7 protein-coding genes are annotated in these 12,406 nt (G+C 60.6%); all 7 read right to left on the minus strand.

Features of this window, described 5'->3' with window-relative positions; all coding sequences use genetic code 11:
* Nucleotides 1–90: 90 nt before the first annotated feature.
* Nucleotides 91–681 (minus strand): CDP-alcohol phosphatidyltransferase family protein, encoded by a 591-nt coding sequence (locus tag ACT3TP_RS07800; RefSeq protein ID WP_444620246.1) that lies wholly within the window; start codon nt 679–681, stop codon nt 91–93.
* Nucleotides 682–865: 184 nt separating this feature from the next.
* Nucleotides 866–1,996, minus strand: a complete 1,131-nt coding sequence (locus ACT3TP_RS07805) for a glycosyltransferase family 4 protein (RefSeq protein ID WP_444620248.1) — start codon at nt 1,994–1,996, stop codon at nt 866–868.
* 2 nt (nt 1,997–1,998) lie between these two features.
* Nucleotides 1,999–7,437: a PKD domain-containing protein gene (locus ACT3TP_RS07810; RefSeq protein WP_444620250.1), complete on the minus strand. Its 5,439-nt coding sequence runs from the start codon at nt 7,435–7,437 to the stop codon at nt 1,999–2,001.
* Nucleotides 7,434–8,738 (minus strand): hypothetical protein, encoded by a 1,305-nt coding sequence (locus ACT3TP_RS07815; protein ID WP_444620252.1) that lies wholly within the window; start codon nt 8,736–8,738, stop codon nt 7,434–7,436. The genes ACT3TP_RS07810 and ACT3TP_RS07815 overlap by 4 nt, the downstream gene beginning before the upstream one ends.
* The gene (locus ACT3TP_RS07820; RefSeq protein WP_444620254.1) at nt 8,735–9,694 is read right to left on the minus strand and encodes a hypothetical protein; all 960 of its coding nucleotides are present in this window, start codon (nt 9,692–9,694) and stop codon (nt 8,735–8,737) included. Before ACT3TP_RS07820 ends, ACT3TP_RS07815 begins: the two co-directional genes overlap by 4 nt.
* Before the next feature lie 251 nt (nt 9,695–9,945).
* Nucleotides 9,946–11,367 (minus strand): sugar nucleotide-binding protein, encoded by a 1,422-nt coding sequence (locus tag ACT3TP_RS07825; RefSeq protein WP_444620256.1) that lies wholly within the window; start codon nt 11,365–11,367, stop codon nt 9,946–9,948.
* The gene (gene rfbB / locus ACT3TP_RS07830) at nt 11,364–12,386 is read right to left on the minus strand and encodes a dTDP-glucose 4,6-dehydratase (RefSeq protein WP_444620258.1); all 1,023 of its coding nucleotides are present in this window, start codon (nt 12,384–12,386) and stop codon (nt 11,364–11,366) included. Before rfbB ends, ACT3TP_RS07825 begins: the two co-directional genes overlap by 4 nt.
* Nucleotides 12,387–12,406: the final 20 nt, after the last annotated feature.

Genomic DNA, 12,406 nt, shown 5'->3' on the forward strand with positions numbered 1-12,406 from the left:
CCTGTGGAAAAGTGCGGATCCATGCGGTAAATTTCGCGCATTGGCCTTCTGGGCGTGGGAACCGAGGACGGTACCGTGACATCTGCACTCTTAGTCAAAGGAACGCACCTCCCGGTACCACTTACTCAGTGCCAGCACGATGAACAAGAAGTTCGCGATCAGCAACAGCGAATAGATGGCAAGGAAACCCGGCTGCCAGAACATCAGTCCCAGCACCAAACACATCAAGCCAAAATCGGTAGGCAGCACCGCAAGCGAATAGAGCGGTGAGGATTTTCCCGAACCCCGCAAGAAATGCGTTTTGGTCCCTTGATTGAGCCGGCGCAACTGATCGGTGAGAATCATCGCGAAGAATTGCACGCAGGCGACTACCTGAAAACTCATAGCCACCAGATACCAGCGCTGGTCAAGGTCGGTAAAACGGTAGAAACTAACCAAGACCGCAAGATGCAGCAGTGCGGTCTTCACCGAATCAACCACATGGTCCAGCCACTCGCCCGCCGGAGAGCCGCTGTCTTGAAGCCTGGCTAGCTGCCCGTCTGCCGAGTCCAAGGCATACCCCAGGACCAGCAACCCTGCCACGCCGATTCCCTGCTGCCAGCTCGGCGCAAGGCCTGCTATCAGCGCAATGCCGCTAAAGGTGCACAAGGCGCTGACCGCCGTCACTCCATTAGGAGTCATGTTCAATTGATAGGCCAGAGCTGCCAGCCTTCGCCCCAGTGGACGGTTGACGTACCGCGAATACGCGGGCGCTCCCTTGGACGTTTTCTGGCGTTGGTTTAATTCCGTCAACGCCCAACGGTATCCCCCAGCATTTTGCAACATTGAGTCCCCCATTGACCCTGCCTGCGGAGTTTCTGCGGACCTATCGTCCCAGCAGAACCCCCGACATTTTTTCCCTCATGGTTTCTTTGAACCGTTCGGGTGTGTATTTTTCTTCGTACTTTCGCTGTCCCTCGGCCCCCAAAGCCGAAAGGTCGTTCTTGGTGCTGCTACGCAGGATCTGTGCCAGCGCTGGCACATCTCGCGTGGCAAAGATCCACCCATCCTTTCCGTGATTCACCACCTCTCCTGGACCGCCTGAATCGGAGACTATGGCCGCCTTCCCATGCCGGAATCCCTCAATAGGAACAAGCCCGCATCCCTCGACGGTATCGGTGGGAAGGATCATTGCATCAACGGATTCAAACCAATCTTGCGGATTGTCGACCTGCCCGATGATCTTCACCGTTTCCGGCCTGGATACATGCCGGCTAACCAGTGCCGCAATGTCCACGCCGTGCGGCCCGTCCGGGGCGGAGCCCAGGACATACAAGAATCCGGGGCAATCGGCTTGCTCCCACGCACGCAGTAACGTTTCGTGGCCCTTGTGCGCCGCCCAGCGGCTGGCCACAACGTAGCTCGGGCGTTCGAACGCGTCCCGTTCAAGCTGCAGCTTCCGTGGCGGGTTTGCCCGGTCCAGCCGCGCCACCGCGTTGTTGACCACGCAGATGTCTTGGTCTGCGAATCCGGTGCTTTGCGCCACCATCTCAGAGATCGCGATGCGTTGTTGGGTCAAGCGCGCCAATTGGCGCAAGATGAGCGATTCGCGCTTTCCCCAAGGCTCTTGGATATGCACTGTCGCCCTGGCCACTCCAGCGAGCCGAGCCAGGGGTGCCAGCAATAAGCACGCACTGGTCATCAGGTACACCTGATCCGCGTGGGCCCCCCTGATCAGCTTGAGCATCCGCGGCGCGAGCCGCAGCATCCGGCCCAGCCCCCGCGGGTTCAGCAGAGCCCGGCGCAGAATGGGCATATCCACGTGCTCAACGGACACCTGCCGCTCACGGAGCAGGTGGAACAGACGCCGTTTGCCGTCTTGGTGATCCGTTGGCAGCCACACCAAGATCTCGAAGTCCTCTCGCAGCGCATCGACCACTTCCACCAGGATTCGGTCGCTGCCGTAGAGCTCATCCGAGGAATGGATCAGCAGGAGCTTCGGGCGCTTTCCCTTCATGGTCAAGGCACCTCCGTAATGAGCAGATCGGCAAAGGAGCCCTCGATCGGCGCGTTGGATGCCGAGCCGGATAGATACACGCCGAGGCCAAAACGGCCCTCGGTTTGCAGTGCTGGGCTTGAATCATTGGCCATGATCTGCCAATCGCCTGGTTCGCTGCCGCCGGTGTTGTAGACCTTCGCGCGCAGGGTCGTGTCAGCCGAACCGGTGATCTGGATCTTCACCTGCAGCTGTTCGCCGGCTCCGCCGGCAACCTGGCCAATCACGGTTTCCGCGGTCAGCGTGCTGGCCGATCCGTTCAGGACCCGTTCGAAGGTACCAGCGACGTCCCCGTTGGACAGGGTGCGCAGCTTCAGCCGGTAACTGCCGACTCCGACCACGTCGCGGACCATCACGTAGTGATACACGCCGCCACCGGTTGAGTTCTTGTCCTGGCCGATCTTCACGCTCAGCTCGGACTGCCGGGTTTCCACCGGCAGATAGATCCGTGGTCCGCTGCTCGGACTGGCCATGCGGATCTGGCCGATGCCGTTGCCCACCGCGAAGTTCGAATTGCTGCTGCTCGTACTCCAGGCTCCGCCCTGATCGGCGGATCCCCATCCGTCGGTGACCGAACGGTCAAAATCATCACGGGCGAGTATCTGGGGTGTGCTGACCCCTTCGACCTGAACCGTCTGGGTCAAGGTGCTTTCTGCGCCGTCCTCATCGCTGACCGTCAAGGTGATTTCGTACTCGCCATCCTCGGCGTACTCATGTGTGGCGTGCACTCCGCTGCCGGCAGCCCCGTCTCCGAAAGTCCAGGCATAGGATTCCAGCGCGCCATTGGGATCCGCCGAATTCGAGGCATCCAGTTCCACAGTCAAGGCATTGACCGTGGCGCTGAAGGCCGCAACCGGCAGGTCGTTGGCGGCGTTGATGGTGTTGCTGGTACTGGCCGTAGCCGCATTGCCATCTACCAGCGTGAGCGTGACGGTAAATTCTCCGTCTTCGGCATACCGGTGGCTGGCTTGCTCCCCGCTACCGGTGCTGCCATCTCCGAAGTCCCACTGGTACTCGGCGATCGGTGCGTCTCCCGGAGTGCTGGCCGAAGCATCAGCTTCCAGGGCCAGCCCGTTCAGCTGCGTGCTGAATTCCGGGTTCGGTCCTTGCACCGCGCCGATGCTGACGGTCTGGGTGATCTGGCTGCTCCGCTCCCCCGCGTAAACGGTCAGGCTCACCTCGTAGGTTCCGGGCTGCGCATAGGTATGCGTCGCGGTGACGGTATCTGCGCTTGCCGAATCGCCGAAGTCCCATGCATAACCGGTGATCGGGCCGCCGGCTTCCGGCGGTGAAGAGCTCGTGGCATCTACCGAAAGCACCAGCCCATCTGTTGTCGAGGTAAAGGCGGCCGTTGGATCCAGTACTTCGGCTGCGAATACCTGCACTACCGAGGTGAGGCTGTGCGTCGCGCCGTCGTTGTCGGTGACCACCAGGGTCACCCCGTAGGCGTCGGTCGTCGCGTAGGTGTGCTCCGGGGTTGGCCCGGTGCCGGTCTGGCCGTCCCCGAAGTCCCAGGCGTACTCGAGAATTTCTCCGTCCGGGTCATTGGACGCCGACGCATCGAATTGAACCGTCAGTTCATCGATAGTGCTGTCGAACAAGGCCTCCGGGGCCACGTTGGCTAGCTGGACACTGACTTCCTGCGTGGTGCTATCGGTTGCGCCATGCTCGTCGGTCACCACCAATTCCACTTGGTAGTTCCCTTCGCTGGTGTAGGAATGCTCCGCGGTGGCCCCGGTGGCGCTGTTGCCGTCGCCAAAGTCCCAGGCATAGCTCAGGCTGCCGGCTTCGGCATCTGAGGAGCCAGAGCCATCCACCGTCAGGTCAAGCCCGTCCAGGCTGACCTGCATGGCCGCCTGCGGTGCCGCGTTGGCAACCACTAATTGGGTGGTGGCGGTGTGCTCCAGGTCCTGGTCATCGGTGACGGTCAGCGTCACGGTGTAGCTTCCGTCTTCGGCATAGGTGTGGTTCACGGTTTCGCTGGTTTGCGGCTCGCTCCCGTCGCCCAGATCCCACAGCCAGCCGGTGATTGAGCCGTCCGGATCCGTGGATTCACCGCCGTTGAGCGAGACGCTCAACCCGGATTGCTCGCTCGCAATCACCGCGACCGGCGGCTGCGGCAGTTCTTCAACGGCTACCTGGCGGCTCGTGGTGGCGCTGCCTCCACGATCATCGGAGACCACCAGCGTGACGGTGTACTCCCCTGCCTCGGCGTAGAGATGGGTGATTCCCTCGGTGCTGGCCGCTTGGGTGGTGCCGTCGCCGAAGTCCCACGCGTATTCGGTAATGCTGCCATCGGTATCGGCAGAACCCGAAGCGTCAAATTGGACGTTCAGGCCTTGCGCGGTGTGTTCAAACGCGGCGCTGGGATCCGAATTCGGCGCGCCGACGAGGGAATAATGCTCATCTACTTCGCTGCCGCTCAGCGCGCGGGGGTAGATGGCCACCTCGTCGATGAGTCCGTCAAACCATTGCGAGGATGCTCCCGACCAGAGCCGGTCTCCGCCGATCCTCCAGAAACCGTTGTAGTTCTGGCCTGTAGTCTGCGGGTTGGTGGCCTTCAAGGCACCATCCACGTACAACTTCATGCCTTCGCTGTCCATGGATGCCGCCACGTGATGCCAATTGCCGTCGTTGTAGCTTTCGGTGGTAGTGGCCACGTTCTCCACTCCCGAATACGTGCCAAAGAGCAGCGTGCCGTCATTTCGCATATAGACATGCCGGTCATAGCTGGAGGACAGCCCGGAGGCCGCGTTGCCGAAACCGACAATTTTGCCTCCCCGATCCGTGGTTGTCTTAATCCACGCTTCGGTGGTGAATACATTCGGATTATTCACCGGCGCTTCGGCCACCACCGCGGCATTTGCCGCGCCGAAGCCGAAGGCGTTGCCGGGCTCTAGAATGCCTGGCTGTGCCAGATTCACCGAAGAGTCGATGTTTCCGTCCATTTTGAAGATCGTGGCGTCCTGCGCTGTGGCTCCGCTCGTTTCATCCAAACGCCAATACAGTGAAGGGTCATCGCCATAAACGCTCAGCCCATAGGCATCGGCCGGTGGTTCCGGAACGTCTGCGGTGCGGCCGGTCGCCTGGAATAGCTGCAGGATCGATTCGGCATCCAGCTGCGCATCAAAGATCGCAATCTCATCCAGGCTTCCGGTGAAGGCGGTGCTGCTGGGCTGGTTTGGCCAGCCGTTGAGGTTGTCCTGCCCGATGCGCCAGTTGCCGGTGTAGATCTGCCCGCTGGTGACATCTGAGCGCTGCGCCACTGGAAGTCCATCGACGGACAAGGTCATGCCCTCGGCGCCGAGGGTTGCCACCATTTGATGCCATTCCCCGTCGTTGTAGCTTTCCGTTGAAGACACCAGTGCGGCCCAGCCTTGCCAGGTACCGAAGTGCAATTTACCTGAATTGTCCATCCAGACGTGCCGGTCATAGCTGCTTGAGTTCCCGGTCCGGTTGCTGCCGAATCCGATCAGCTTGCCACCGCTGGTCGAGGTGGTGTTGAACCAGACCTGGGTGGAGAAGGTGTCCGGCGCCGGGGTGGTGCTTCGAGTCGCCAGGCTTTGCCCGTTGAAGCCGGCCGCGGTGTCCGACTCGATGATTCCTTCCTGCCCGAGGGCCAGTTCTTCGGTGGCGTCCGCGTCGACGAATCCGCGGTGGTCATAGGCGACGGTTCCCGAGGTTTCATTCAACGGATAGTGATCCACGGCTCCAGCATCCTGCAAGGCTTGGGTGAGCGGATGCGCGCTGCCGTTTTCCACGGTGACCGCATCCGAGCGCGGGCCGATGTAGTTGTTCCCGGCCGGGTCGCTGACCCTGATGCGGTAGGTGTGGGTGCTGCCAACTTCCGCGCTGCTGTCGCGGAAGCCCAGAGAGCCCTGCTTCCACCAGATCGATTCCATGTCCTGGGAATCCAAGGCGGTCAGGGAATTGTCGCGGAGCACCTCATAGGTGAGCTTCTCGTCGTCATAGTCCCACGTGGTCGGCCAGGCTACGCGCACGTTTCCGGCGCCCTGGGAAATCACCGAAGGCTTGAGTTCCGGGGTGTATTCCGGACGCCGGTTCTGTGTGTCGGACCGCTTAGGGAAGACCGCCAGACCCTGCTGGTTGGTGTTGTTCAGCCGGGTGAACTCTCCACCCATCACCAGGTATTCGCCGTTGTTGTCCATGGCCCAGCCGCCTTGGTACTGGCCGGTGTAGAAGCCGGTATTCACTGCTGGGTACCAGTGCAGCAACGTCGGTATTGGCTGGTTGCTCACCGGTGAATTATTTGACGGTGCCGTCTGGTCCACGCCCGTGGGGTAGATCGTCTCGGCCAGGGCGCGCTTCCAGATCATCGGATTTTCTTCCGGGAAGCCGTTGACCGAGCTGCAGTCGTGGGCGTGCGGGGTGGAATAGAGGATATCTCCCATCACGCTGACCGAGGACGTTGAACCGTAGCAGTTGTCCAACCAGATCAGGTCGCCTGTTTCATATGAGGCCGCGAATCGTCCGTCGAACCAGTGCCAGCCCATGCCGTTGTTGGGCGCATAGATGACTCCATCTTCTAGCTTCAAGTCAACAACCCATGCGCGTTGGTTATCGCTGATTCGCGCCGGCAGTGGATTCGAATTCCATGGCAGCATCTCTCCCGAGTCGCTGTGCACCGCGCCAATGCCGACTTTTGGCGTACCGTTCAGCGTCTGGAAGCGTCCGCCGACAATCACCCTGTCGCTGGAATCGGTGGCGATCACTCCATGCACAATGTCATCAACCACCGGAGCCCAGCTCTGCAGCCCTGCGTCGCTGCGCGAGAGTTTTGCCAGGTTCTTCCGGCTCTGCCCGGAGACGGTATTAAAAGATCCACCGATGTACACGGCATCGCCGGTCACCGCCAGGGTTTCGACGCTTCCGCCCACGCTGGCGTTGAAGGAGGCCAGGGAACCATTGGACGTATTAAAGGCCGCTACCTTGCTCCGCGCCTGTCCGCTCACGGCGCTGAACTGGCCGCCGGCATAGAACATGTTCCCGTCGGGGCTGAATTCAATGTCCAGCACGGGAGCATTGAAGTTCGGGTTCCAATCAAGAATTTGCCCGGTGGTGATGTTGAAGTTCATCCCATTGTTGCGGACGACCTCACCAGCCCCGCCTGCGGCAACACCGCTGGGACGCACACGGGTAAACGAGCCAACCACATAGGCAATGTCGCCGCGCACGCGAAGGTCCCATGCGACGCCATTGAGCTGCGGGCTCGCGATGAAGTCCGAGCTCACCGTCTGTGGCAGCTCTACCTCCGGTTCGGCCGCTAAAGCCGCCGGAACCGCCACCAAGCCTACGGTGAGCATCGCGAACGCCGAGAACATGGCCAAGAATATTTTCCATGCCCGAGTCACACGGTGCTTTGCAGGAACAAGAGTTTTCATGAGAACCGATCCTCTTTCTCAGGAGTTGGACCGGCTTCACGAGGCACTTCGGTTCCTTTCCTGTTGCTCATCGAGTCTTGCATTTCACGAACCAGGGCGCCGAGCACCCAGCGGCGAATCGCATAGCCACCGGCGAGCGCGCCGAGCGCTGCCGCCCAAGGAACCCACCGGTAATCACCGGTGACGAGCACCACTGCTGCCACCAAAACGAGTGACAAGAGGCTGTCCAGAAGACGCACCACAAAAACTGCCCGGGCTTTTTCGAGCACCGAAGCCAGCAAGCCGTAAGGCGTGGCCATGGCCACGGCCATGGAGTAGATCAGCCACCCGGATACCGCGATGCCTGAGAGTTCATGCCCGGTAATCAGCGGCCCGCCCCATGGCAGCAGCAGCAAGCCGATGACGGTGCAGGCCACCGTGGTCAGCACCAGTCGCGTCACCGCTTGATCGGTGACGCGCAATTGCTGCTTGAAATTTTCGGAGACGTTTCGTGCCATGGATGCGAATAAATACGAGCAGACTCCCGAAACCAGAAGCATCGCGGGGGCCGCATAGATACGGGCAGCTTCCAGTGACCCGGCCGCGGTCATCGAGATCACCGCGACGACCAGCAGCCGGGTGAGCGTCAGCTGTCCCGGACGCAGCCCCTGCAGCGCTGCCCGCCAGGAACCGTAGTTCGCGACTTCTCGCCAGGCCGCCGGGCCGGATACCGGTTGCCGCTCTGCGCCAGGGAGGGTGAACCAGCCCACGAGCAGCCCTGCGATCTGCCCCGTGATGATTGCGATGAGGAAGGACTCTATCCGGATGGTGCCCAGCCAGTAAGTCCCGAGGATCACCGCCGCGGTGCAGCAGAGCACGGCCAAATCCATGATCGCGATGCGGCCGAAGGTCAGTGTAGCCATGTGGTTTCGGCGTACCAGATCCTCCGCCACGTAGCTGACCGAGGCCAGCGCGTACAGCGCCGCGGCACCCACGGTGAATTCGGTTCCGGTCAGGCTGAAGCCGAAGCTGGCGGCGCCAACCAGCACGGTGAGCACGGCAAACCAGCCAACGAGCGCAGCCCGGATGCGCGAGCTGAAGCGGTCCAGGACCATCATCGAGTCGCCCACGAACCCGGAGACGATCCCCGTGGCCAATATGAATGCGCCATAGAGGATGGAAAATAAGCCCAGCGCTTCGAGCCCGAGGAGCCTGGCGGCAAGCATCGTCACGGTAAAAGCCGCAGCCGATTGCGTGGCTTGGGCAATGGTTGCCGTGCCAACACCGCGCAAGCGCGCGAGGAGAGCGGAAGCCGCGCTCATTTCTTGTCCATCGTCGCGTCGAAGATCATAGGTTCATGAGTTGCGTCCAGATCGATGTGCAGCTGCAGACGCTCGGCCTTTTGCGGAATCATGAAGGCATAGTCGGTTTTTTGGCTCTCCCCGGCTGGCAGGACGCCGCTGAAGTCATAGGCTTCAATTTCTCCGTAAAGCGGCTGGGCGATGTCGCCCTGCGCAGTGACGGCGGTGATGAGCACCTGAGAAAGATCAAGTTCCTGCTCGGCATGGTTCGAGACCGTCACGGTGAACAGCGCATAAGGTGCGCCGGTGAAGTAGCCTGGCCCCTCGCTTTGAACCTTTCCCTGGTCCTTGAGATCCACCGAAACTTCGAGCCGGTCAGAATACGTCCCGGTGCCTTGTGAAGGTTTTTCGGAAACTGGCAACTTCTGATCCGCGGAGACTTCCTTGCCTTCACGCGTAACCGGTGCCAAGCCATCGCCTTTGGCCTCATAGGCCACGGCCGAATGCTCATATGGCTCGCTCGGTTCGAACTCGGGCTCTTCGGTCGGCACCGTGCTTGGCTGAAGTTGCTCCGCGGCATCTTTCGGTGCCGGCGTTTGCTTGGCCGGCGCTTTCGTCGCTTCCGTTTCCGGTGCGCCGGAGGCAGTCGTTGGCGGAATCAGCGCGCGCTGCTGTTCGGCCCGTGAGGCTTCGGCTTGCGCCTGTTGTGAGCGCAGCGTTTCCGCCGGCTGGATGGTGCAAGCCGTCATGCCGAAAAGCGCCAGCCCCAATACGACGGCACCGCGGAGCGCCAGTGCCTGCGGTCGCGTAGCGCCCCGTGGCAAGGAGCCGGTGGCAGCTGGGGGGCTCGCCAATATGGTGCGCGACTGGCGTACCACCGACTCCGCTTCATGGCCTCGGGACGATGCCGCAACACCACCGTGGCTGATGCTGCTGTCGTCGGAGGCAAAATTCGTACACGAAATCTGTTGTGCCACGGATTCAGCAACTTTTTTCCTGCTATGCAGATGGCCGATAGAGCTCAATAGCATGGTGATTCCCCCCCCCCAGAATCTAAAACTTTCCCCATGCTGAACTCTAGAGATCTAACTACCCGCTTGGGGTGTGAATCGATACCTAATCGGCACCGTAACTACCTGCTCTGCTAGCCTTGGCCTTCGCAACGGCAAGTTAACTGACGATAGGGACCGCTATGGGTCCCTATCGCAAGCCTGTGTGCGCTGGGCAGCTACCTTCGCTCTGCCCGCGACACGTAATTTTTCAAGGCATCCAACTGGTCGCCCGGCACGTAGCCGGAGGCGCGGATTTTCGAGGTATCCAATACTCCGTACGCCGGGCGTGGCGCAAAAGGAGATTTCGTGGATGCGTACTCCGCGGTAGTCGTGCTGCCTACACGCTGCGGATCTTGCCCGCATAAAGCGAAGATCTCCTGCGCGACCCGATACCAGCTCAGCGGCTGACCACCGCCTTGAATATTGTAGGTTCCGTATGCGGCGTCTGAATCGATGAGATGCAGAATCCCTGCGGCCAGGTCATCGGCGAAGGTCAACCGACCAACTTGGTCATCAACGACCAGCGGATCGATGTCGCTATGCGCTAGTCGCATCATGGTATCGACGAAATTTGCGCCCTTGCCAACAACCCAGCTGGTACGCACCAGGTAGTGCCGGGGCACCGAACCGACGGCTGTCTCCCCGGCGGCTTTCGACTGCCCATAAACACCTAAGGGGGCGATACTGCTTTCTTCGGCATAGACCTTGTCCATCCCGTCGAATACATAGTCCGTCGAGACGTGCACCAATCCGAGGTGGTGGGCTACGCAGCGCGCCGCCAGCTCCTGCACCGCTTGAGCGTTGACCTGCCACGCGCGTTTTCGCCCCGAGGGGGTTTCGGCGGCATCAACTGCTGTATAAGCGGCGGCATTGACGACATGCGAGTACGCAGACCAATCAAGTTGGTCCAAGGATGCCGGATCGCAAAGATCAGCCTCCGCGCGCGCAAGCACATGCAGCCGGGGATCTGCGGCGTCCCGCTGGGCCAGCGCCTGGCCGAGCTGTCCTCCGCCGCCCAGCACGAGGATTCTTTTCGCCGGCACCGGTGTTGCCTGGGACAGGTTCGGGTGTCCGCGGTCAGCTTCGGAGAGGATCGCCTGGGCCAAGGGAACCGGCCAGTCGATCTCGAGCGTCGGGTCGCCAAGGTTTACATAGCTATAGCGCTCCCGTGAAGTTTCGCTCCAGTGCTCGGTCACCAGGTAGGTATATGCGGTGTGATCCTCCAACGTTTGGAACCCGTTGGCTACTCCACGTGGCACGAATACCGCTTGCCCGGGCCCGACTTGCGCCGTGACCAATTCTCCAAAAGACTCGCCCGGACGTAGGTCGACCCAGGCCCCGAAGATCTTCCCGGTCGCCACCGACACGTATTTATCCCATGGCTCCGCGTGGAAACCTCGGGTCGTCCCTCGAAGTTCGTTGAACGAAATGTTGTTTTGCACGGGTCGAAAATCCGGGAGCCCGGCGCCTGTCATTTTGGCCCGCTGCCAATTCTCTTTGAACCAGCCACGAGCGTCGCCATGCAATGGAAGGTCAAGGATCAGCAGCCCTGGGATGGCTGTTTCCGCGACGGTCAGTTCTGCCATTTGCGTGCTCATGAGCTTTTGACCCCTTCCACTAGTTGTTCCTGCTGAGCGTACTGTGTTTCGGTGATTTCTTTGCTCGCTTCCCACCATTGGCGGTGCGTTGCGTACCAGTGGATGGTGCGTTCGAGCCCCGAAGAAAAATCCTGGAATTCCGGTTTCCACCCGAGCTCTTGGCGTAATGGCGTGGCGTCGATGGCGTAGCGCAAATCGTGGCCTGGACGATCGCTGATCCAGTCGAATTCGTCTCGTGGGCGCCCCATGAGTTCCAGTATCTGGCGAAGCACCTCAAGGTTATTTCTTTCGCCGTCTGCGCCAATCAAATAGGTGCGACCGGGCTCGCCCGCCTCCAAAATACGCTGCACCGCGCTTGAATGGTCATGCACGTGGATCCAGTCGCGAACATTCGTCCCGCTGCCATAGAGCTTGGGTCGCACACCGGTGAGCACATTGGTGATCTGGCGTGGAATGAACTTCTCAACATGCTGATAGGGCCCATAGTTGTTCGAGCAGTTCGACAACGTGGCGTTGATGCCGAATGACCGCACCCACGCACGGACCAGCAGGTCGCTAGAGGCCTTGGTCGCAGAATATGGGCTCGAAGGCTGGTAGGGCGTTGTTTCGGTGAACCGCTGCGAGTCCTCAAGTTCCAGATCGCCGTAGACCTCATCGGTGGAAATATGGTGGAACCTGGTCCCGTGCTTCCGCACCGCCTCCAATAATTCGAAGGTCCCCACGACATTCGTACGCACAAAGGCCGTCGGTTCACGCAGGGAATTATCGTTATGCGACTCGGCCGCGAAATGCACAACGGTATCGTGCGCGGCGACGAGCCGGTCGACCAGCTCGGTGTCGATGATGTCTCCCACGACTAATTTGACGCGACTCGCTGGAAGGCCAGCCAGGGATTCCTTATTTCCCGCGTAGGTCAGCTTGTCCAGGATCGTCACGGTGCAATCGGAGTGCTCCAGCAGATGCCGCACAAAGTTTGCCCCAATGAATCCGGCACCCCCAGTTACCAGGATCTTATTCATGAAATTCGCCTTACTTTGAT

The sequence above is a fragment of the Glutamicibacter sp. AOP38-B1-38 genome, assembly GCF_052377485.1.
Classification (GTDB): domain Bacteria; phylum Actinomycetota; class Actinomycetes; order Actinomycetales; family Micrococcaceae; genus Glutamicibacter.

What these genes read in the sequence shown, in the direction of transcription:
- ACT3TP_RS07810 (WP_444620250.1), bottom strand. Translation starts at nt 7,437, where the DNA reads ATGAAAACTCTTGTTCCTGCAAAGCACCGTGTGACTCGGGCATGGAAA.
- ACT3TP_RS07815 (WP_444620252.1), bottom strand. Translation starts at nt 8,738, where the DNA reads ATGAGCGCGGCTTCCGCTCTCCTCGCGCGCTTGCGCGGTGTTGGCACG.
- rfbB (WP_444620258.1), bottom strand. Translation starts at nt 12,386, where the DNA reads ATGAATAAGATCCTGGTAACTGGGGGTGCCGGATTCATTGGGGCAAAC.
- ACT3TP_RS07805 (WP_444620248.1), bottom strand. Translation starts at nt 1,996, where the DNA reads ATGAAGGGAAAGCGCCCGAAGCTCCTGCTGATCCATTCCTCGGATGAG.
- ACT3TP_RS07800 (WP_444620246.1), bottom strand. Translation starts at nt 681, where the DNA reads ATGACTCCTAATGGAGTGACGGCGGTCAGCGCCTTGTGCACCTTTAGC.
- ACT3TP_RS07825 (WP_444620256.1), bottom strand. Translation starts at nt 11,367, where the DNA reads ATGAGCACGCAAATGGCAGAACTGACCGTCGCGGAAACAGCCATCCCA.